Here is a 20,651-nt window from a genome sequence, read left to right on the forward strand (position 1 = left end):
GGGGCGATTGAGAACAGATTGTTGTGTCGACGAGGACAAGTAACTATGGAAAACAACATGGCATTCACCATTCCGGCTTGGGTACCTGAAGGGGCACAGCGATACCTTGCCCACACCGAGACCGGCCAGTCGATCCGCGATATTGCGCGATCAGCGGGGTGCCATGCTTCGACTATACTCAGGCAAATCAGGCGTATCGAAATGCGCCGGGACGACCCTTTGGTGGATGCTGCGCTGCAATCTCTGGCCGAGACGCATTTTTCGGATTCGGTTAGTGAACCGACCCTGAAGCAATTTGGCGCTTTGGCCGCAAACGAAGATGAAACCGCCACAGCCAAGGACGAAGAATTCAACCGCGAAGCCCTGCGTATTCTGCGCAGGCTCTGCGAAACTGGGTCGGTTCTTGCGGTGGCTGAGGAAATGGACAAGGCCGTAGTGGTCCGAGATACTGGTGATAGCGGGGCCACCAGAACGGCGGTCGTGGATTGCAAAATAGCGCAGGCGCTGGCGCTAAAAGACTGGATTTCCTGCGACAACCCAGGACGAATTTCGCGGTACCGGATTTCCTCATCAGGCCGGACGGCGTTGAGCCGCCTCATTGCCGACGCCGAGAATATGGCGCGCGAGCGCAGTGAATTTGGTATGGCTGATGCGCAGGCCTCGTTTCAGGGTCAAATGGCACGGGCGGCGAAACCTGACCGGCCCCGGCGTATTCGATACAGCGCGACCGAGAGCCCCCTGATCGCGTTGGCACGCAGGCGGGATCGGGATGGAAAACCCTTTCTGGATGAAACCTTAGTAGCGGCGGGCGAACGGCTGCGCGAGGACTTTGAACTGGCGCAGATCGGCCCTCAGGTCGCGCAAAACTGGGATCATTTTCTTACGGCTGGTGGACGCGGAAGTTTCAAAAGCGAAGGCCATGGCGGGCAGGGGTCGTCAGACGCGCGGGTTCGTGTAGAACATGCTCTGTCGGATCTGGGGCCGGGGCTTAGCGACGTGGCGTTGCGCTGCTGTTGTTATCTTGAGGGGTTGGAACTTGCGGAAAAACGCATGGGGTGGTCGGCGCGTTCGGGTAAAATTGTGCTGCGGATCGCGTTGCAGCGGCTCAAGCGTCATTACGAAAGCCAGTCCGAGCGCAACCGTTTGATCGGATAACAGCGCAATATGTTTTGGTTGCGCCTAGGTGGGTAAGTGATAATCAGGGGTTATGAATTTTACCCTCAGACAACTGAAATACTTCAATGCCGTTGCCGAGCAGCGCAATTTCGGTCGGGCCGCGCAAGTATGCCATGTATCTCAACCCGCCTTGTCCGTTCAGATCAAAGCGCTTGAGGACAGTTTGGGCGGCCCGCTGTTTGAGCGTCAGGCGCGAGACATTTTGCTGACCCCATTGGGGCGTGATGTGCTGGACCGTGTGCGCCTTGTTCTTGGGGCGGCAGAAAGGCTGGATCAGTTCGCCAGGGATCATTCAGGTGGGCATAGGTCGTTATCGATCGGAATCATTCCGACGATTGCGCCGTATTTGCTGCCCGGTGTCTTGGCGGGTTTGCGGACGTCTGATGTGTCATTGCGCGTGCAGGTCCGCGAGGCCAGGACCGAGCGTTTGTTGACGATGCTGCGTGAAGGGGAAATCGACGCCGGTGTCATCGCCTTGCCTGCCGGAAGAAGTGACCTGTTCGAGTTACCTCTGTTTCAGGACCGCTTCCTGCTGGCTGGCAGTTCCGCCCGTCTGCGAGGCATGGCCACAAATCCCGAGGCCCTGCGACCACTAGACCTGCAAACCGCACAGCTGATGTTGCTGGATGATGGGCATTGCCTGACCGATCAGGCGCTCGAGGTTTGCGGTCAGGATCGAAGCAGCGGTTTGATCAATATGGGTGCGTCTTCGCTTGCAACCCTGTCGCGGCTGGTGGCCGAAGGATTTGGCCTGACGCTTATGCCCGAGCTGGCCGCGCGGGCGGAAACCGACGCAGTGCCCGGGTTGAAACTACTGCGCTTCGGTGCGCCCCAACCGGCACGGACGGTTGGGCTGGTCCGGCGCGTATCGACTGCGGGTGAGGAGTGGTTCGACAGTCTGGCGCAGGTTATCCGTCAAGTTGGAGAGGGTATTGTCACGGCTACCCGCGCCTGAAAAAAGTAAAGACCCGCCAGTGGCGGGCCTTTTGCTTGGAATTGCCGGAAAGCTTAAGCCAGTGCCGGCTCCTTCGCTTCGTCTAGGTGTTTTTTCAGGTTGTCCGGGGAAGACACGCCATATGGATCTTCGGGGCAGTTATCCATCAGGCCGGGCTCTTCGAACCATGCTTCGATCACACCATCATTGACGATGGCTGCATAGCGCCACGAGCGCATGCCAAAGCCCAGGTTGTCCTTGTCGACCAGCATACCCATTTTACGGGTAAACTCGCCCGATCCGTCGGGGATAACCTTGACGTTATCCAGACCCTGATCCTGCGCCCATTTGTTCATGACAAAGCTGTCATTCACCGACATGCAGTAGATATCATCGATGCCTTTTTCCTTGAATTCGGCATAGCCGTTTTCAAAACCGGGCAGTTGATAGGTCGAGCAGGTTGGGGTGAAGGCACCGGGCAGCGAGAACAGGATCACGCGCTTGCCAGCAAAGTAATCTGCCGTAGTTTTGTCTTCCCAGCGGAACGGATTGGGGCCCTCGACGGCCTCGTCGCGGACGCGCGTGTGAAAGGTTACATCAGGCAGTTGGGTACCGGATTTCATTATCAAATTCCTGTGATTCATGTGTGAACTGAGGATGATTTAAAATAGTTCTAAATTGGTTTCAACGATATATTCGTCACAAACGTGTTTTCTGCGCATCCTATCAAAAGGACTGTTTTTTCTCGCGTTTTTCGGTTTTAGGTGGTCCGAATGCTGCGCGCGCAAAGTGCGCCATTATGGCAGGTATGCACGGGTGGTATAGCTCAACGCAGCAGTTTATATTATGTCCAAGCAAAGTGACCCAAAGTCAGGAAAGCCAACCGTGCGTGATCTGAAGATCCCCGAACAACGTCATCCCGAAAAGGCGCATCGTCAGGACAATGCGCAGCCGAAAAAGCCGAAGTGGATTCGCGTTAAGGCGCCCGGCGGCAAGGGCTATGCTGAAACCCATAAAATCATGCGCGAGAATAATCTGGTGACCGTCTGCGAAGAGGCCGGTTGCCCCAATGTGGGTGAATGCTGGAGCCAGGGCCACGCCACCATGATGATCATGGGCGAGATCTGTACCCGTGGCTGCACCTTTTGCAACATCGCCACTGGTCGCCCGGATGATCTGGACGCGTTTGAGCCTGGACGTGTGGCACATGCGGTGCAAAAGCTGGGTCTGAATCACGTGGTCATTACGTCTGTGGACCGCGATGACCTGACAGATGGTGGTGCGGAACATTTCGCCCAGACTATTCGCGCCGTACGGCACCGCTCGCCCAAGACAACGATCGAAATTCTGACGCCAGATTTCCTGAAATGCGATCCGTCAGTTCTGGAAGTCGTGGTCGAGGCCAAGCCTGACGTTTTTAACCACAACCTCGAAACTGTACCGGGCCTGTACCCCGAGGTGCGCCCCGGCGCGCGCTATTTCCACTCGCTGCGCTTGCTGCAGCGGGTCAAGGCACTGGACCCTTCGATCTTTACAAAGTCGGGGATCATGGTTGGTCTGGGTGAAGACGAACAGCAGGTCCGGCAGGTCATGGATGACATGCGCGCTGCTGACATCGATTTCCTGACCATCGGCCAATACCTGCAGCCCACGCCGAAACACCATGGCGTTGACCGCTTTGTCACGCCGGAGGAATTCGCATCCTATGAGAAAGCGGCCTATGGCAAGGGCTTCCTGATGGTATCTGCGACTCCGCTAACCCGGTCGTCCTACCATGCAGGCGACGACTTTTCCCGCCTGCGTGATGCCCGCCAGAAGAAGTTGGAGCAAGGGTGACACCTGACACACTCGCGCGGCTTACGCGCCTGCGTCACGAACTGCACCAGGCCCCGGAACTTTCTGGACAAGAAGAGCTGACGGCCGCTCGGATCGCGAACGAGTTGCGCGACCGTGGTGCAGATCAGGTGTTGACCGGTATCGGCGGCCACGGAGTTGCAGGTGTGTTCGACAGCGGGCAGGCTGGTCCGACGGTTGCCATTCGATGTGAGCTTGATGGGCTGCCCATTCAGGAACTGTCCAATGCGGCCCATGCATCCCGTATATCGGGCAAAGCTCATCTGTGCGGGCACGACGGGCATATGGTGATGGTTCTGGGTGTGGCCGACCATCTGAACCAAAACCGCCCCCAGCACGGCCGAGTGGTATTGATTTTCCAACCCGCCGAGGAAACCGGGCAGGGCGCTATCGCCTATCGTGCCGACCCCAAATTTTCCGAAATTGCGCCGGACTACGTGTTTTCCCTTCATAATCTGCCAGGGCTGGCCTTGGGGGATGTGCAACTCTGTGAAGGCCCGGCGAACTGTGCATCGCGCGGAATGAAGGTTGTTTTAGCAGGCAAAACCTCGCACGCAGCAGCGCCCCAAGATGGGGTCTCACCAGCGGGGGCACTGGCGACGCTGATGCCGCTAATGGCGCAGTTGGGGCAGGGTGGCCCTTTGGATGCCGATTTCGCTTTGACGACCGTGACGCATGCTAAACTGGGCGAGCCGACCTTTGGCGTGGCGCCGGGACTGGCCGAGCTGTGGGTGACCCTGCGCACTGTCGCCGACGCGCGTATGCAAAGCCTGATTGATGAGGCCGAAGCGCTAGTTGCGCAGGTGGCTGCGGATCAAGGGCTTGAATACGAGATCACGTATGAAGACGCGTTCGAAGCCTGTGTGAACGCGCCAGACGCCGTCGATATCCTAAGCGGGTCTTTTGTGCGCGCAGGCGTAACCTGTGAAGTGACGCCAAGCCCGCAGAAGTTCTCGGAAGATTTTGGGCAATTTGGCAAAGATGCCAAAGCAGCAATGTTCTGGCTAGGGTCGGGTGAAGATCATCCACAATTGCACAACCCAGACTACGATTTCCCGGATGCGCTGATCCCGGTCGGAACCGAAATTTTCGTAAATGCCATTCAAAAGGTTCTGGACCCGATCAATCCTCGGTAAAGCGCACCTTGCCGATGAATGGCAGGTTGCGGTTGCGCTGCGCGTAGTCGATTCCATAACCCACGACAAATTCATCCGGAATCTCGAACCCGATCCAGTCGGACCGGAAATCAACCTCGCGCCGGCTGGGTTTGTCCAACAAGGCGATGGATTTCAGACGCTTGGGCATACGACTTTGCAACAGATGAGTGACGTGGTTCAGCGTGTGGCCGGTATCAACGATATCCTCGACAACCAGCACATCGCGCCCTTCAATTGCGCCGCGCAAGTCTTTGAGAATGCGCACCTCTCGGCTGCTTTCCATTGAATCGCCATAAGATGACGCTTCAAGGAAATCCACCTCAATCGGCAGGTCCAGCTCGCGCACTAAGTCCGCGATAAAGACGAAACTGCCGCGCAACAGGCCGACCACGACCAGCTTGTCGGTGTTTTTGTATTCGGTGCTGATTTCGCGGCACAGCTCCTCGATCCGGGCGGCGATGGCCTTGGCCGAGATCATCTCATCTATCACATATGCACGGTCGCTCATCGCTGCCCCCTTGATCTTTGGCGCGCAACATACGAAATCACGCGCCATTGTCACCTGTTAAAACCGGACGCTATGCCTACTCATTCGGAAACCCGCCACCTGCCTTATACGGCACAGCAGATGTACGACCTGATCGCGGACGTGGCGAAATACCCCGAATTTCTGCCCTGGTGTGCAGCCGCCCGTATCCGTCGGACCTATGCTGCGGGCGAGGCGCAGGTGATGGAGGCCGACCTGATCATCTCGTTCAAAGTGTTTCGCGAAAGGTTCGGCAGCCGGGTGACGCTGTTCCCTGATCAGATGAGGATCGACACGGAATATTTGGACGGCCCGTTCAAGTACATGAAATCCGATTGGCAGTTCGAGGACGCACCCGACAGTGGATGCAACGTTTCTTTCCACGTGGATTTCGAATTCAAGAACGCCATCTTGCAGGGCATTATTGGCGTTGTTTTCAACGAGGCCATGCACCGGATCGTACAGGCGTTCGAAACCCGTGCTGCCGATTTGTACGGCTAGGTCTTTACCCGCATCCGGCGCGCGCTAGACTGCGCTCATGAGCGATTTTTCCACTTCACTTGCCGGGTTTGCTGCTGGACCCATCGAGACGACTTTGCAAACGCGGGTCGTCACATCTCTGTCCGTACTGGACTGGATTGCAGTCGGGCGGGCCGGTGTTGATGAGCCCGTCTCCAAAGCGATGCGAGACCTTGTTTTGGGCGAAGAGGGCGCGGCGCAGGCGCATTTGTTTGGCGGAGGGGCGGCCCCGTTGCGTGGGGTTGCTTTGGTCAACGGTACGGTGTCGCATGCCTTGGACTACGATGACACGCATTTTGCTCACATCGGTCACCCTTCGGTTGCGATTCTACCGGCCGCGCTGGCGCTGAGCGAATGGGATGACCGTATTCTGGTGGATTTCCTTGAAGCCGCCCTTGTGGGGATGGAGGTTTCGATCCGCGTTGGGCTTTGGCTTGGGCGGGATCACTATCAGGCGGGGTTTCACCAAACCGCTACGGCGGGCGCGTTTGGTGCGGTCGTTGCGGCGGGGCGTATCCTTGGTTTCGACACGGACCAGATGCGGAAAGCGCTTGGATTGACGGCAACCCGAGCAGCTGGTCTCAAGGCGCAGTTCGGAACAATGGGCAAACCCTATAACGCAGGGCTTGCGGCCTCAGCCGGGGTTGAGGCCGCGCTACTGATCGCCAAAGGATTCACGCCGAACATCGATGCTTTGGAAGGTCAGTTTGGGTTTGGGGCGACCCATAGAGGCGTAGATGATGCGCAAACCGCGTTGGCGGGTCTGGGCGATGAATGGCTGTTCGAAACTGTTAGCCACAAATTCCACGCCTGCTGCCATGGCTTACACGCCGCACTAGAGGCCGCGCGTGATCTTGATATCGCAGAACCCGAAGTGGCCGAGATCAAGATCAAGACTCATCCGCGTTGGATGAGTGTCTGCAACCAATTGTCTCCGACCACCGGATTGGGTGCCAAGTTTTCTTATCGAACGGTGATCGCTATGCAGGCGCTTGGCTATGATACAGCCTTGCCGGGCAGCTACACCGAAAAGGTCTGTGCCGACCCGCGGCTGAAATCCCTGCGCGACAGGATTTCGGTTGAGGTCGATGAGTCGCTGTTGGAAACGCAGGCGCATCTGACCCTGCTGCGCCGTGACGGTGCGCGGCTTGAGGCGACGCATGATCTGATGGCACCGATGACGCTTTCTGACCGTGAAGATCGCGTGCGTGGCAAAGCGGCCAAATTGATCGGCGGTGAAGAAGCGGACGCGATCTGGTCGATGCTGCGCACCGGTGGCCGCGCCCGCGATCTGGCAAGGATGCTGGCGGGTTAAACCACGCGCCAGTGCAAGGCGAAGCCCGGTTCAAACACCGTCACGGGGCCGTCCTCGGTTTCGATCTTGTCCGGGTATTCCACGGGATCGCCTTTGGTCAGGGTAATGGTGTCTTCGTTCACTGGCAGGCGGTAGAACTCAGGACCGTTGAGCGAGACGAAGCCTTCCAGCTTGTCCAGCGCATCTTGGGATTCGAACATCTCGGCCACCAGCGACATGGTGTTTGTCGCGGTGAAACACCCAGCGCATCCGCAGGCCATTTCCTTGTTGGCATCTGTGTGCGGCGCGCTGTCAGTACCCAGGAAATACCGCGCATCGCCCGAGGTCGCAGCGGCCAACAGTGCTAACCGGTGCTCTTCGCGTTTGGCGACGGGCAAGCAGTAGTAGTGCGGTTTGATCCCACCCACCAGAATATGGTTTCGGTTGATGATCAAATGGTGCGCTGTGATAGTCGCGCCCAGATCCGCATCATTTGACTTCACATAATCCACGCCGTCTTTGGTCGTGATGTGTTCCATCACAACGCGCAGGCCGGGTGTCGCCTTGCGGATCGGGTCCAGAATGCGGTCGATGAACACGGCCTCACGGTCGAAAATGTCGATCTCGGCGTCGGTGACCTCGCCGTGAACGCAAAGGGGCAATCCGATCTCGGCCATCTTTTCCAGCACCGAGCGAACATTGTTGAAGTCTTGCACACCCGAGGCTGAGTTGGTTGTTGCTCCCGCCGGATACAACTTGACCGCTTTGACCAATCCGCTGGCATGCGCTGCGGCCACGTCCTCGGCATCTGTGTCCTCGGTCAGATAGAGCGTCATAAGCGGATCGAACGTCATACCTTCGGGCAGAGCGGCCATGATGCGGTCACGATAGGCGGCGGCCTGATCACCGCGCACGACGGGCGGTACGAGGTTCGGCATGATGATCGCACGTGCAAAGTGGCGCGCGGTTTCGGGCAGGACGGCCTGCAACATTGCGCCGTCGCGCAGGTGCAGATGCCAGTCGTCGGGGCGGCGGATCGTGATGCTATCGGTCATGGCGCATCCGCTAGCACAGCGGCCGTCTGCGGGAAAGCCCTTGTCAGCGGACCCGATCGACGTAAGTCCCGGAAAGACTGCGGTCTTGACGCACGCGCGTTGCCGTGACCTGTTGTGGCGAAGGAGAAAAATGACATGACCCAGCCAGATTCCTTCACCTCCGTTCAGACTATGCTGGGCGCGCAGGGCTATGTTTGTGGGCGGGCTCTGGCCACAGTCGTGTTTCTGTCGCTGAAACTGGGTCGCCCTCTGTTTCTGGAAGGTGAAGCTGGAGTTGGCAAAACCGAAATCGCGAAAGCACTGGCCGCCGGGCTGAACCGACGCCTGATCCGACTGCAGTGTTATGAGGGGCTGGATGCGTCCTCGGCCGTATATGAGTGGAATTTCCCGGCACAGATGGTGGCGATCCGCACGGCTGAGGCCGCGGGCGGGGCAGATCGTGGTGCCTTGCAGTCCGAATTGTTCTCGGACGACTACCTGATTGAACGTCCGCTGCTGCAGGCTATGCGCCCGGACGAGAACGGTGCGCCGGTCTTGCTGATTGACGAGCTGGACCGGACGGACGAACCCTTTGAGGCTTTTCTGCTTGAGGCGCTCAGCGATTTTCAGGTTACCATTCCCGAACTGGGTACGGTCAAAGCGCCTGAACCACCCGTTGTGATCGTAACCTCGAACCGCACGCGCGAGGTGCATGACGCGCTAAAGCGCCGCTGCTTGTATCACTGGGTCGACTATCCGGATTTCGACCGCGAAATCGAAATCCTACACGCCCGCGCACCCGAAGCTGCCGAGGCGCTCAGCCGTGAGGTCGTCGCCTTTGTCCAACGTCTGCGCACCGAAGACCTGTTCAAGAAACCCGGCGTGGCCGAGACTATCGACTGGGCGAAATGCCTGCTTGCGTTGGATGTGATCAATCTTAGCCCCGAGGTGATCGGCGATACGCTAGGCGCTATCCTGAAATACCAAGACGACATTCAGAAACTGCAAGGGTCCGAGGCAAAGCGGATTCTGGATGAGGCGAAAGCTGATCTGGAACCGGGCTGATGGCGGAACAGCTGCCGCTTGATATCCCTGACGACCCAAAGCTGGCGCAGAATATCACCCATTTTGCGCGGGCTTTGCGTAAGGCCGGTTTGCCCATCGGGACGGGGCGGGTTGTTGATGCCATCCGTGCCGTACAGGCCGCAGGGTTCACCGAGAAACGGGATTTCTACTGGACTCTGCACGCCTGTTTCGTGAACCGACCCGAACATCGCACAGTATTTGCGCAGGTCTTTCGGTTGTATTGGCGTGATCCACGGTATCTTGAGCACATGATGTCGATGATGCTGCCGGCCATCCGTGGCGTGCAGGAAGACCGCAAGGCCGACGCTGCCGAAAAACGCGCAGCTGAGGCTTTGCTGGATGGGATCGAACGAGACTTGCCCGAGGCGACCGATGATGAAGGCGAAACCGAGCTGGAGATCGACGCCTCTCAAACCGCCTCAACCGAGGAACGGTTGCGCAGTCTGGACTTTGAACAGATGAGCACAGCCGAGATCGCACAGGCCAAACGTATGCTTGCGCGGTTGACCTTGCCCGTGAAACCCATCGAATCCCGCCGTGGGCAGGCCAGTCATCTGGGGCACCGGATTGACCGCGCGCGGACCCTGCGGTCGGCCATGCGACAGGGTGGAGAACTACGTGATATCGCCCGACTCAAACCCAAGCCGCGCTGGCCCAACCTTGTGGTGCTGTGCGATATCTCAGGGTCGATGAGCCAATACAGTCGGATCATTCTGCATTTCCTGCACTCTGTCTCGAATGCCAAGGGGGCGGGGTGGGCCAAGGTGCATGCATTTACCTTTGGCACGCGCCTGACAAACATCACCCGTCATTTACAACAACGCGACGTGGACGCCGCCCTTGCCGCAGCAGGGGCCGAAGCGCAGGACTGGGAGGGCGGCACCAGGATCGGAGAGTGCTTGCACGCGTTTAATCGCGACTGGTCACGGCGGGTTATGGGGCAGGGTGCGGTGGTTCTGTTGATCTCGGACGGGTTGGATCGTGGAGATCCCGACGCTTTGGGGCACGAGGTTGAACGGCTACACCTGTCTTCCCGTCGTCTGATCTGGCTAAATCCATTGCTGCGTTGGGATGGGTTCGCACCCAAGGCGCGGGGTGTGGTGGCGATGCTGCCGCATGTGGACAGTTTCCGCGCGGGGCATTCGATTGCGTCGCTTGAGGACTTGGCCGCCGTCATATCAAAACCCGACGACATGGGGGAGAAAGCGCGGTTGATGGCCGCGCTTTCTGGCTGAACCTCAGCTCAGCTCAGCTCAGCTGTTCTTCGTTACATTTCCGCGCCATTTCCATGGCCTTGTAGGTGCCGGTCAGATCGACGGTGAAGGCGAATTCCTTTTCCGGGAACACGACCATGACCTTCTGCTTGGCGATATCATCGGCGAACTGAGGGTCATCAGACAGAACATAACCACCGGAATAGCCCTTGGTGATGTTGCCCTTCATACCGGTGGCTTCGCCGACATAGACGTTGTCGCCCAGCAGGATCGCCACGGCCTCTTTCTCACCGCGCTTGATGTCGGTCTTGGCCTTGGTGAAAACGCCGACATAGCCGACGCCGCGATCTTCGGTCAGTCCCATCTGAACCACGTTTTCAGCGCTGTCCACGGCCTCGATCAGGCAGGATTTCTTTTCCTGATCAATGAAAACTTTCCACCCTTCGACTTCGCCATAGCGCAGGAACGTATCCGCGCTGACCGCGGTCGAGGCCAGCAGGCCGATTGCAGTTCCGAGTGTAAAAATGCGTTTCAAGTCTCTGTCTCCCTTGTGAAAATAAAATATGCGCATACTGGAATGCACCAGTTGCGCGTGTAAGCTAGAATCAGACCCTGTGACAATCAATCCTTTGCTTAAACGGTGGAAAACCGGGCCAATTCGTGCCGAAGGGCGCATTTACTAGATCGCCACACGCAGTTGATGATCGCGGTTCCTTTTCAATTGGCGAAACCTGCTTATGTTGAACCTGAACGCTCGTGGAGGGTGCAATGGACAGATTCGACAATAGCCCGGAAACGGCCTTGCGCTGGTTCAGTGAAGGGCGACCTACAGCACTGGCCACGGTGGTAGAAACCTGGGGCAGCGCCCCGCGCCGTGTCGGCGCGCAACTGGTGATCGATGGGGATGCTCGGATCGAAGGGTCCGTCTCGGGTGGCTGTGTCGAAGGTGCGGTCGTGGTCGAGGCGTTGGAGGCGATCGACGAAGGCGAAGCGCGCCTGTTGGAGTTCGGAGTGAGTGACGATGACGCCTTTGCTGTGGGATTGGCCTGTGGCGGTACAATCCGGGTATTGGTTGAGCCGGTGGGCAAGGTGTTGCCCGAATCCATGCTTCGTGAGCTGGTCGAGGCCCGCGCCCGGCGTGAGCCCGTGGCTTATGAGGTGAATATCGAAACTGGCCACCGGGCTCTGCGCCGAAACGCGTACGCAGATCGGCTGCGCATGGACCGCTCGGGGTTTGAAGAGGACGGTCTAACATTCGTTGCGGTCCAAAACCCTCCGCTAAGGTTGATCATTGTGGGGGCGGTCCACATCGCGCAGGCGCTGGTGCCGATGGCGCGGATCGCCGGATATGATCCCGCCATCATTGATCCCCGCGATGCCTTTGCTTCAAGCGCGCGGTTTCCGGGAGAGAATATCCTGACCGATTGGCCCGACGAGGCGGTAGCCAAACTGGGGCTGGACGCGCGGACGGCGGTGGTGCTGTTGACGCACGACCCAAAGCTGGACGATCCAGCTTTGCAATCGGCGCTGGAGGCGGGGGTGTTTTATATAGGTGCCTTGGGATCGACCCGGACCCACGCCAAACGAGTGGCGCGGATGAAAGAGGTTGGCTTTTCCGACGCACAGATCGCTCGCATTCATGGCCCCATTGGGTTGGATATCGGTGCTACGGGGCCTTCTGAAATCGCCGTAGCTATTCTGGCGCAAATGACTGCTGTACTGCGAGGCAAGGCGTGAAGTTCGGCCCGGTTCCCGTCGATCAAGCCGTTGGAGCCATTCTCGCGCATTCCGTGCAGGTCAAGGATGCCAAGCTACGCAAAGGGATCGTCCTGACGCCGGAGCATCAGGAACAACTGGTCGCGGCCGGCTATCAATCCGTCACAGTCGCCCGACTGGAACCCGGAGATTGCCACGAGGACAAGGCAGCTGGAATGCTGGCAGATGCTCTGGCGCCTGATCCGAAAGCTGCTGCGTTACGGGTGACGCAGCCATTCACGGGGCGCGTGAACCTGTTGGCAGACGGGCCGGGTGTCGCGGTATTGGATGTCCCAGCGCTTGAGGCGTTCAATCAGGTCAATCCGATGATTACCGTTGCCACCGTGCCGCAACATCAGCAGATGGGCACCGGAGGTATGGTCGCAACGATCAAGGTTATTTCCTACGCCGTTCCGGGCGCTGACGTTCTCGAGGCCTCCCGGATGGCGCAAGGCGCAATTCGCCTTGCTAGGCCGGTTTTCCAAAACGCCGGACTGGTGGTGACCGACATTCCCGGCGGGCCTTCGAATGAGAAAGGCATCGCGGCTATCCGGGGCCGGGTTGAGGCGTTGGGGATGGAGATGACCGATGTTCGCATCGTGCCGCATCAGACGGACGCCATTACGCAGGCTGTCACCGAGATACAGGGCCAGGTGACGATGATCCTGACCGGGTCGGCGACTTCGGACGTAGCGGATGTAGCTCCTGCCGCCGTACGTGCCGCTGGCGGGCAGGTGGATCGGTTCGGCATGCCGGTCGATCCGGGCAATCTGCTGTTTCTAGGCTCGCTTGGATCGCGACCGGTGATCGGCTTACCGGGTTGTGCGCGATCCCCCGCGCTGAACGGGGCCGATTGGGTGCTGTCGCGCGTTGCGTGCGGGATCGAAACGACCGGTGCGGATATTGCCGGTATGGGGGTGGGTGGGCTGCTCAAAGAGATCCCGACACGACCACAACCACGGGCATCGCGGCGATAATTTGCCTTTCTGAGTCAACGCAATACTTATGAAGGCTGACCAAACGACCTCCTGGGCAAATCGCTAAATATTTTTGTTCTCAAACAAAAATTCCCGTGTTTAACTCGGGCCAGGGAGAGTTTCATTTTGGGAGGAGCGAATGACACAGGTCTCAATGACCGTGAACGGAAAATCCGTGAGCGGTGATGTCGAAGGCCGGACATTGCTGTCCAGTTTTCTGCGCGATCATCTGTCACTGACCGGAACGCATGTAGGCTGCGACACCGCGCAATGTGGCGCGTGTGTGGTTCACGTGAATGGAGAGGCGGTGAAGTCCTGCAACATGCTGGCGCTTGAGGCTGATGGGTCCGATGTCGGCACGATCGAAGGGCAGGCCAATGATGACGGCTCGCTGAACGTGATCCAGCAGGCCTTTCAGGATCACCACGGCCTGCAATGCGGTTTCTGTACGCCGGGTATGGTGATGAGCACTGCAGCTTTGCTGAAAGACAATCCGCGCCCGACCGAGGCTGAAATCCGCAAATATCTGGAAGGCAACCTGTGCCGCTGCACCGGGTACCACAACATCGTCAAAGCGATCATGGCCGCATCAGGCCAGGACGTCAGCAGCGTCGCTGCCGAATGATGCCACTGCGGGCGTAAGAGGAGACGCCCGTGGGATGACAAGGGGTGCACAAGCATCCGTTTATGGGAGGAGAACAAGCAATGCCCAAAGACAGTGGCATCGGAGCCAGTTCCAAGCGACGCGAAGACGTGCGCTTTCTGACCGGAGCGGGCAATTACACCGACGATATTAATGTGGCCGGACAGGCCCATGTCTATTTCCTGCGCTCTGACATAGCGCATGGACGGATCAATAGCGTGGACACCTCGGCCGCCGAGGGCATGCCCGGCGTGGTGAAGGTTTTCACCGGTAAGGATTTCGAAGGCGTGGGTGGTATGCCCTGCGGTTGGGAAGTCACCGACAAGCATGGTGCGCCTATGCAGGAACCGCCGCACCCCATTCTAGCACAAGGCAAGGTCCGTCACGTAGGCGACCCGATAGCGGCTGTTGTGGCCGACAGTCTTGAACAGGCCCGTGATGCGGCCGAGGCGATTGACCTCGATATTGAGGAACTGCCCGCCGTCATGGATATGAAAGCCGCGGCGCAGGATGGCGCAACGTTGGTTCATGACGATCTGAAAAACAACATCTGCTACGACTGGCAGCTGGGTGAGGCCGACGACGCCAAGGTGAACGAAGTCTTCTCCAATGCGGCACATGTGACCACGCTGGACTTGGTAAACAACCGTCTGGTCGCCAACCCGATGGAGCCGCGCGTAGCTGTGGCCGAATACAGCCGTGGGACTGAGGAATATACGCTCTACACCACGTCGCAGAACCCGCACGTGATCCGGTTGCTGATGTGCGCGTTTGTTCTGGGCCTGCCAGAGCACAAGGTCCGCGTTGTAGCCCCGGATGTGGGCGGTGGCTTTGGCACCAAGATCTTCCACTACGCCGAAGAGGCATTCTGTACCTTCGCCGCTAAGGCCTGCAATCGCCCGGTCAAATGGTCGGCCAGCCGGTCCGAGGCATTCATGTCAGATGCGCATGGTCGCGACCATGTCAGCACCATCGAACTGGCGCTGGATGCGGACAATAATTTTGTCGGCTTGCGTACCAACACTTATGCCAACCTGGGTGCTTATCTGTCGACCTTCTCCAGCTCGGTTCCGACCTGGCTGCATGGAACGCTGATGGCGGGTAATTACAAGACGCCGGTCATTCAAGTGAACGTAAAGGCGATGTTCACCAACACGGTGCCGGTGGATGCGTATCGCGGTGCAGGTCGCCCCGAGGCGACATTCCAACTGGAACGTGTCGTGGATAAGGCCGCACGCGAGTTGGGCGTCGACCCGATTGCCCTGCGTCGCCAAAACTTTGTCACCCAATTCCCCTATGACACGCCTGTGGCGCTGACCTATGACACCGGAGATTACAACGGAACGATGGACAAGCTTGAGGTCGCCGCAGATCTGGCGGGCTTTGCTGCACGACGCACGCAAAGCGAGGCCAACGGTAAGCTGCGGGGGCTGGGTATCAACTGTTATATCGAAGCCTGCGGCATCGCGCCTTCGAATATCGTCGGCATGCTGGGGGCCCGTGCTGGTCTCTATGATGCTGCGACGGTGCGGGTGAACGCCACTGGTTCAATCAGCGTCATGGTCGGTGCGCATAGCCACGGTCAGGGGCATGAGACCGCCTTCCCTCAGGTTGTGGCCGATATGATCGGTATTGATGAGTCGATGGTCGAGATCGTGCATGGCGACACGTCCAAGATTCCGTTTGGCATGGGCACATATGGATCTCGCTCGCTTGCGGTTTGCGGCTCGGCCATGGTCAAGGCAACCGAGAAGGTGATCGAGAAAGCCAAGCGGATCGCGGCGCACCTGCTTGAGGCGTCCGAGGCTGATATCGAACTGAAAGACGGTCAGTTCAGCGTGGCGGGTACTGACAAGTCGGTGGCTTGGGGCGATGTGACCCTGACGGCCTATGTTCCGCACAACTATCCGCTGGAGGTTGAACCGGGGTTGGAGGAAACTGCGTTCTACGATCCGGCCAACTTTACTTTCCCGGCAGGGGCTTATGCCTGTGAGGTTGAGGTCGACCCGGAAACCGGTCATGTCAGCATCGAAAAGTTCACAGCGGCGGACGATTTCGGCAATATCGTCAATCCGATGATTGTGGATGGCCAGGTGCATGGCGGTATCGGTCAGGGCATCGGTCAGGCGCTGTTGGAGAACTGTGCCTATGACGAAAACGGTCAACTGCTGAGCGCGTCCTTCATGGATTACGCGATGCCACGAGCCGATGACGTCCCGTTCTATGGGGTCGACCATTCCAGCCAGACACCCTGCACGCACAACCCGTTGGGCGTTAAAGGTTGCGGTGAGGCCGGTGCTATCGGGTCGCCACCCGCAGTGGTTAACGCGGTGCTAGATGCGCTGAATTCAGGTGGAAAGGCTGTAGATCACATCGACATGCCGGTCAGCCCCTCGCGCGTCTGGGCGGCTATGAACAGCTGAGTGGTCGGAGTGCAAGGTGCCAGCACCTCGCACTCCCCGGGATATTTACAGCCAGATGAAGGGCCGATCCGCGCCTTTCGGAAAGGAAGACGAAATGTACAATTTCGAGTTTGAAAAACCCTCGACCATTGCTGATGCGGTTGCCGCGTTGGGGGCCGAGGATGCGCAGGCGTTGGGGGGCGGTCAGACCCTGATCCCGACGCTGAAACAACGATTGGCAGCGCCTTCGGCTTTGGTCTCGCTGAGCGGGATTGCCGAGATGAAGGGTGTGTGTGTCGACGATGATGGCTCGGTCTCCATCGGTGGGGCGACAACCCACGCCACTGTCGCGGCTGAGGCAGCGGGCAGTTATCCGGCGCTGGCGGCGTTGGCCGGTCAGATTGGTGATCCGGCGGTGCGCAATCGTGGCACCATTGGCGGTTCGGTTGCTAACAACGATCCTGCGGCCTGCTATCCGGCGGGTGTTTTAGGGTCGGGCGCGACGGTTGTCACCAATGCACGTCAAATCGCGGCGGATGATTTCTTTGAGGGGATGTTTTCGACCGCGCTGGACGAAGGAGAAATCATCACCTCGATCCGGTTCCCGGTGCCGCAGGCGGCGAGTTACCAGAAGTTCCTGCAGCCCGCGTCTCGGTTTGCTCTGGTCGGTGTCTACCTTGCGCGATTTGCGGACGGTGTTCGTGTAGCCGTGACCGGGGCCAGTGAAGATGGTGTGTTCCGTTGGTCCGAGGCAGAAGAAGCTTTGAACAAAGAGTTCAGGCCCGATGCGTTGATGAATTTGCGCATCAATCCCGCCAACATGATCGCTGATCTGCATGGCAGCAAGGACTACCGCGCGCATCTTGTTGGTGTCATGACAAAACGGGCCGTCGAAGCCTGTATGTGATTGGAGGAAAACCCTTGAAGCCCCGGCTTTTGGCCGGGGCTTTTTACGTGCGGCGTAGTCTTGGTGGTTTTGAGGGCTGCCAGTAAGCCCCGGTGTCTTCGCGCGCTTTTTGATAGGCGTCTAATCGCTGACGGGCCGCGTCACCTCCGGCGTCGAAAAGGTGCCCCAGCAGGCATTCCAGAACAGCCATCGCGCCAGTGAAACAGGAAAACGGATGCAGGGCGCGGGTGCTGACGGTGAAGGCGACATCAGGCTCGACCCCCGGCGCGATCACATCACTATCCGAGATCAGGATCAGGCGCAGTCCCCGTTGTTTTGCAAAACGCATAGACTGGATCGTGTCGGCGGAATAGGGGTGAACGGTGATGGCAATCAAGCAGTCCTGTTGGTCCGCATCCAACAGATCGTCGGTGGCGGAGCCCACATGGCGCGGCACAAGTTGAATGCCCGGATGCGCCATGCGCCCCGTATAGGAAAAGTAGTAGGCCAAGGCATGGCTGGCGCGCGTGGCCGTTACGAAACATCGGCGAGAGGTGGTTATGTGCCGGATGGCTTCACGCACTTTGTCGGGTTTCATAAGGCGTAAAGAACGCGAGACGACGTTCTGTTCATTCTGTACCAGTTTGGCCTGAAGGTTGCCGAAGGCGTCTTCGGATTGCAGTGCCGTCAACCAATCCTGTCCCAGATTGCCTTCTCTGTCAGTGACTAGAGCATTGCGGAAGGGTGCGCGAAACGCTTCGAACCCATCAAAACCCATGCGTTGTGCCAGACGGACCAGTACATTCGAGCTGACGCCAACTCGGCTGGCTGTGGCACGGATTGGATCAAGGCCGAAATCGCCGGGGTTATCGATGATGTACTTGGCGGCGGCTTGCAGCGCGACTGGCATCCGCTCAATATCCTGACGCAGGTGGTCGATGATCTGGGTGGGTGTGCTGTCCATTATCGTAGAAAAACAAATGTTTTTAATTTATCAAGTAAAAAACATTTCGCGACAGATTAGATGGGTCAAGTAATACTTGAGGAATGTGCATGTCAGACTCTCAGTCAGAAGACCAACCTGCCAGGCGACCCTATGTTCTTGTCGCCCCAACCGGTGCGCGGCGTGGGCCGCCGGATCATCCGGAGTTGCCGGTGTCCTCGGATCAGATCATTCAGACCGCACGCGCCTGTTCTGCGGCGGGCGCAAACGGGTTGCACCTGCATATTCGGGATGCGGACGGTCAGCATTCTCTGGACGCAGGTCAGTATCGGGAAACGATGGCCGCGCTGCGTCATAGCGTTCCTGGGCTGGATCTGCAGATCACAACCGAGGCCGCTGGCGTGTTCGATGTGGCCGCCCAGTTCACATGTCTGGAGCAGGTGCGTCCGGAATGGGCGTCGATCTCGATACGAGAGGTTGCGCGCTCGCCAGAGTTGGCCGATCGGGTTTATGGCCTGTGTGCTGACCAGGGTACGCGAGTGCAGCATATCCTTTACGATGCCGACGATGCGGCCTTATTGGCGCAATGGCAAAAGGTCGGGATTGTGCGCGAAGAACAGGTAGAGCGTATTTTGGTTCTGGGGCGTTATACGGCCGGTCAGCAATCCACTCCGCAAGATTTGGATCGGTTTCCCAATGACCCGTCGCCTTGGATGGTCTGCGCCTTTGGTGGGCAGGAACATGCTTGTTTGGCATACGCAGCCGGGCAAGGTGGGGACGTTCGCGTCGGGTTTGAAAACAGCTTGACGGATGAGAGCGGGACCCTTTGGAAAGACAATGCCGCGTCGGTGTCGGCGCTTGTTGACAAGCTGGAAAGGGCAGTCAAATGAGTCACGTATTTCCACGCCATACAAAATCAGAGCTGCCAGTCGCGGTCGGTGGGGACGGGTGCTATCTGATTGATGCGCAGGGTCGGTGCTATCTGGATTGCGGTGATGCGGCGGTGTCGTGCCTGGGTCATTCGAACCCGTCCGTAATTAGGGCGGTACAGGATCAGGTTGAGCAGATCGCCTTTGCGCATACTGGCTTCATGACCTCGGAACCGGCCGAGGCCTTGGCAGATTTGCTGATTCAGCATGCCCCGGGCGATCTGGATCGGGTATATTTCGTCTCCGGCGGATCCGAGGCGACCGAGGCAGCGATCAAACTGGCGCGGCAGTATTTTCTGGAAATCGGTCAGCCAGAGCGCCGACATGTGATTGCCCGACGGCAGAGCTATCACGGGAATACCCTGGGGGCTTTGTCGGCAGGTGGCAACGCGTGGCGGCGGGCACAGTTCGCACCGATGCTGATCGAGATGACCCATATCGCACCGTGCTATGAATACGCAGAAAAGCCAGACGGTGAGAGCAGCTTTGACTACGGCCAACGCGTGGCCAATGAGCTTGAGGCCGAAATTCTGCGGCTGGGCCCTGAGACCGTCATGGCGTTTATGGCCGAACCGGTTGTTGGTGCGACCTTGGGTGCGGTGCCTGCGGTTGAGGGATACTTCAAACGTATTCGCGAAATTTGCGACCAGTACGGTGTGTTGTTGATCCTGGATGAGGTGATGTGCGGTATGGGCCGGACAGGGCACTTGTTTGCCTGTGACCACGATGGATTATCCCCGGATATTCTATGTATCGCCAAAGGATTGGGCGCTGGATATCAACCTATTGGTGCCATGATGTGTACCGCGAAGATTTTCGATGCGATCCGCGACGGATCTGGGTTTTTTCAGCACGGCCACACCTATATCGGCCATCCGGTCGCAACGGCGGCAGCTCTGGCCGTAGTTCGTGAAATGACACAGCGTGATTTGCCCGCGCGGGTGACTGTAATGGGCGAAAAGGTTCAATCCGCGCTTGAAGCTGCGTTGGGGCAACATCCCAACGTCGGGGATATTCGCGGCCGGGGATTGTTCCGGGGCATTGAACTGGTTGCGGATCGTGACACCAAAGCGCCGTTGGACCCCGCGCTTGGGGTGGCTGGTAAGATCAAAAAGGCTGCGCTGGCTGAAGGGCTGATCTGTTATCCCATGTCCGGCACCCGTGATGGGCGGCTGGGGGATCACATCCTGCTTGCGCCACCCTTCATCATCGAAGACGCACAGATTGACGAGATGGTTGGCAAGCTGAGCAAGGCAATTGCAACCGTGATTTAGCCCTACATGGCTAAGCCCTTCAAAAGAAAAGCCCCCTCAATCGAGGGG

At 58.3% G+C, this 20,651-nt stretch carries 20 protein-coding genes; 15 read left to right on the forward strand and 5 right to left on the reverse strand.

The genetic code is table 11. From position 1 onward, the window contains the following. Positions 1-45 precede the first annotated feature (45 nt). Together ACR0DT_RS00955 and ACR0DT_RS00960 are read left to right on the forward strand one after the other, a co-directional pair. Complete coding sequence (locus ACR0DT_RS00955) at positions 46-1,155, forward strand: DUF6456 domain-containing protein (RefSeq protein WP_480708949.1); 1,110 nt, start codon at positions 46-48, stop codon at positions 1,153-1,155. 52 nt (positions 1,156-1,207) lie between these two features. After that, positions 1,208-2,131, forward strand: a complete 924-nt coding sequence (locus tag ACR0DT_RS00960) for a LysR substrate-binding domain-containing protein (protein WP_480708950.1) — start codon at positions 1,208-1,210, stop codon at positions 2,129-2,131. Positions 2,132-2,184: 53 nt separating this feature from the next. Here ACR0DT_RS00960 and ACR0DT_RS00965 read toward each other — a convergent pair whose 3' ends face one another. Then, positions 2,185-2,733, reverse strand: a complete 549-nt coding sequence (locus ACR0DT_RS00965) for a redoxin family protein (RefSeq protein ID WP_480708951.1) — start codon at positions 2,731-2,733, stop codon at positions 2,185-2,187. A 262-nt stretch (positions 2,734-2,995) separates the two neighbouring features. Between ACR0DT_RS00965 and lipA the strand changes: the two genes are divergently transcribed. Both lipA and ACR0DT_RS00975 read left to right on the forward strand, forming a co-directional pair. Further along, positions 2,996-3,946, forward strand: coding sequence for a lipoyl synthase (gene lipA, locus ACR0DT_RS00970; protein ID WP_480708952.1), 951 nt, complete (start codon positions 2,996-2,998; stop codon positions 3,944-3,946). Then, a complete protein-coding gene (locus ACR0DT_RS00975; protein ID WP_480708953.1) occupies positions 3,943-5,100 on the forward strand; it encodes an amidohydrolase in 1,158 nt (385 codons plus the stop codon). Before lipA ends, ACR0DT_RS00975 begins: the two co-directional genes overlap by 4 nt. On the opposite strand, the gene hpt is transcribed toward ACR0DT_RS00975, so the two are convergent. Further along, positions 5,087-5,629 carry a hypoxanthine phosphoribosyltransferase gene (hpt, locus tag ACR0DT_RS00980; RefSeq protein ID WP_480708954.1) on the reverse strand — a complete coding sequence of 181 codons (543 nt, stop codon included), beginning with the start codon at positions 5,627-5,629 and terminating at the stop codon, positions 5,087-5,089. The genes ACR0DT_RS00975 and hpt overlap by 14 nt on opposite strands. 72 nt (positions 5,630-5,701) lie before the next feature. Here hpt and ACR0DT_RS00985 point away from each other — a divergent pair, with 72 nt between their 5' ends. Beyond that, positions 5,702-6,148, forward strand: a complete 447-nt coding sequence (locus tag ACR0DT_RS00985; protein WP_480708955.1) for a type II toxin-antitoxin system RatA family toxin — start codon at positions 5,702-5,704, stop codon at positions 6,146-6,148. Positions 6,149-6,185: 37 nt separating this feature from the next. Then, on the forward strand, positions 6,186-7,481 hold the full coding sequence (locus ACR0DT_RS00990) for an MmgE/PrpD family protein (RefSeq protein WP_480708956.1): 1,296 nt from the start codon (positions 6,186-6,188) through the stop codon (positions 7,479-7,481). Here ACR0DT_RS00990 and pyrC read toward each other — a convergent pair. After that, positions 7,478-8,515, reverse strand: coding sequence for a dihydroorotase (pyrC, locus tag ACR0DT_RS00995; protein ID WP_480708957.1), 1,038 nt, complete (start codon positions 8,513-8,515; stop codon positions 7,478-7,480). The two genes, ACR0DT_RS00990 and pyrC, sit on opposite strands and share 4 nt — an antisense overlap. A 135-nt stretch (positions 8,516-8,650) precedes the next feature. Between pyrC and ACR0DT_RS01000 the strand changes: the two genes are divergently transcribed. Together ACR0DT_RS01000 and ACR0DT_RS01005 are read left to right on the forward strand one after the other, a co-directional pair. Continuing rightward, positions 8,651-9,559: an AAA family ATPase gene (locus tag ACR0DT_RS01000; protein WP_480708958.1), complete on the forward strand. Its 909-nt coding sequence runs from the start codon at positions 8,651-8,653 to the stop codon at positions 9,557-9,559. Continuing rightward, positions 9,559-10,815, forward strand: a complete 1,257-nt coding sequence (locus ACR0DT_RS01005) for a vWA domain-containing protein (RefSeq protein ID WP_480708959.1) — start codon at positions 9,559-9,561, stop codon at positions 10,813-10,815. Before ACR0DT_RS01000 ends, ACR0DT_RS01005 begins: the two co-directional genes overlap by 1 nt. A gap of 13 nt (positions 10,816-10,828) precedes the next feature. Here ACR0DT_RS01005 and ACR0DT_RS01010 read toward each other — a convergent pair whose 3' ends face one another. Then, entirely contained in the window at positions 10,829-11,329 is a 501-nt protein-coding gene (locus tag ACR0DT_RS01010; protein ID WP_480708960.1) for a hypothetical protein, read from the reverse strand. Positions 11,330-11,562: 233 nt separating this feature from the next. On the opposite strand from ACR0DT_RS01010, the gene ACR0DT_RS01015 reads away from it, so the two are divergent. The 5 genes from ACR0DT_RS01015 (at position 11,563) to ACR0DT_RS01035 (ending at position 17,478) form a co-directional block, all read left to right on the forward strand. Next, positions 11,563-12,531 carry an XdhC family protein gene (locus ACR0DT_RS01015; RefSeq protein ID WP_480708961.1) on the forward strand — a complete coding sequence of 323 codons (969 nt, stop codon included), beginning with the start codon at positions 11,563-11,565 and terminating at the stop codon, positions 12,529-12,531. After that, complete coding sequence (locus ACR0DT_RS01020; RefSeq protein WP_480708962.1) at positions 12,528-13,526, forward strand: molybdopterin-binding protein; 999 nt, start codon at positions 12,528-12,530, stop codon at positions 13,524-13,526. Before ACR0DT_RS01015 ends, ACR0DT_RS01020 begins: the two co-directional genes overlap by 4 nt. A gap of 139 nt (positions 13,527-13,665) precedes the next feature. Then, positions 13,666-14,151, forward strand: coding sequence for a (2Fe-2S)-binding protein (locus ACR0DT_RS01025; RefSeq protein WP_480708963.1), 486 nt, complete (start codon positions 13,666-13,668; stop codon positions 14,149-14,151). 80 nt (positions 14,152-14,231) lie between these two features. After that, positions 14,232-16,592, forward strand: a complete 2,361-nt coding sequence (locus tag ACR0DT_RS01030; protein ID WP_480708964.1) for a xanthine dehydrogenase family protein molybdopterin-binding subunit — start codon at positions 14,232-14,234, stop codon at positions 16,590-16,592. 94 nt (positions 16,593-16,686) lie between these two features. Beyond that, positions 16,687-17,478, forward strand: coding sequence for an FAD binding domain-containing protein (locus ACR0DT_RS01035; protein ID WP_480708965.1), 792 nt, complete (start codon positions 16,687-16,689; stop codon positions 17,476-17,478). Positions 17,479-17,521: 43 nt separating this feature from the next. On the opposite strand, the gene ACR0DT_RS01040 is transcribed toward ACR0DT_RS01035, so the two are convergent. Further along, positions 17,522-18,421, reverse strand: a complete 900-nt coding sequence (locus ACR0DT_RS01040; protein ID WP_480708966.1) for a MurR/RpiR family transcriptional regulator — start codon at positions 18,419-18,421, stop codon at positions 17,522-17,524. An 89-nt stretch (positions 18,422-18,510) separates the two neighbouring features. On the opposite strand from ACR0DT_RS01040, the gene ACR0DT_RS01045 reads away from it, so the two are divergent. Continuing rightward, on the forward strand, positions 18,511-19,290 hold the full coding sequence (locus ACR0DT_RS01045; RefSeq protein WP_480708967.1) for a beta-keto acid cleavage family enzyme: 780 nt from the start codon (positions 18,511-18,513) through the stop codon (positions 19,288-19,290). Continuing rightward, entirely contained in the window at positions 19,287-20,603 is a 1,317-nt protein-coding gene (locus ACR0DT_RS01050) for an aspartate aminotransferase family protein (protein WP_480708968.1), read from the forward strand. Before ACR0DT_RS01045 ends, ACR0DT_RS01050 begins: the two co-directional genes overlap by 4 nt. Positions 20,604-20,651 lie beyond the last annotated feature (48 nt).

Source organism: Ruegeria sp. BI11 (assembly GCF_056538005.1).

Excerpts from the sequence above, each read along its gene's own strand:
- ACR0DT_RS00955 (WP_480708949.1), top strand. The coding sequence starts at position 46 with ATGGAAAACAACATGGCATTCACCATTCCGGCTTGGGTACCTGAAGGG.
- ACR0DT_RS00960 (WP_480708950.1), top strand. The coding sequence starts at position 1,208 with ATGAATTTTACCCTCAGACAACTGAAATACTTCAATGCCGTTGCCGAG.
- ACR0DT_RS00965 (WP_480708951.1), bottom strand. The coding sequence starts at position 2,733 with ATGAAATCCGGTACCCAACTGCCTGATGTAACCTTTCACACGCGCGTC.
- hpt (WP_480708954.1), bottom strand. The coding sequence starts at position 5,629 with ATGAGCGACCGTGCATATGTGATAGATGAGATGATCTCGGCCAAGGCC.
- ACR0DT_RS00985 (WP_480708955.1), top strand. The coding sequence starts at position 5,702 with ATGCCTACTCATTCGGAAACCCGCCACCTGCCTTATACGGCACAGCAG.
- ACR0DT_RS00990 (WP_480708956.1), top strand. The coding sequence starts at position 6,186 with ATGAGCGATTTTTCCACTTCACTTGCCGGGTTTGCTGCTGGACCCATC.
- pyrC (WP_480708957.1), bottom strand. The coding sequence starts at position 8,515 with ATGACCGATAGCATCACGATCCGCCGCCCCGACGACTGGCATCTGCAC.
- ACR0DT_RS01000 (WP_480708958.1), top strand. The coding sequence starts at position 8,651 with ATGACCCAGCCAGATTCCTTCACCTCCGTTCAGACTATGCTGGGCGCG.
- ACR0DT_RS01005 (WP_480708959.1), top strand. The coding sequence starts at position 9,559 with ATGGCGGAACAGCTGCCGCTTGATATCCCTGACGACCCAAAGCTGGCG.
- ACR0DT_RS01015 (WP_480708961.1), top strand. The coding sequence starts at position 11,563 with ATGGACAGATTCGACAATAGCCCGGAAACGGCCTTGCGCTGGTTCAGT.
- ACR0DT_RS01025 (WP_480708963.1), top strand. The coding sequence starts at position 13,666 with ATGACACAGGTCTCAATGACCGTGAACGGAAAATCCGTGAGCGGTGAT.
- ACR0DT_RS01030 (WP_480708964.1), top strand. The coding sequence starts at position 14,232 with ATGCCCAAAGACAGTGGCATCGGAGCCAGTTCCAAGCGACGCGAAGAC.
- ACR0DT_RS01035 (WP_480708965.1), top strand. The coding sequence starts at position 16,687 with ATGTACAATTTCGAGTTTGAAAAACCCTCGACCATTGCTGATGCGGTT.
- ACR0DT_RS01040 (WP_480708966.1), bottom strand. The coding sequence starts at position 18,421 with ATGGACAGCACACCCACCCAGATCATCGACCACCTGCGTCAGGATATT.
- ACR0DT_RS01045 (WP_480708967.1), top strand. The coding sequence starts at position 18,511 with ATGTCAGACTCTCAGTCAGAAGACCAACCTGCCAGGCGACCCTATGTT.
- ACR0DT_RS01050 (WP_480708968.1), top strand. The coding sequence starts at position 19,287 with ATGAGTCACGTATTTCCACGCCATACAAAATCAGAGCTGCCAGTCGCG.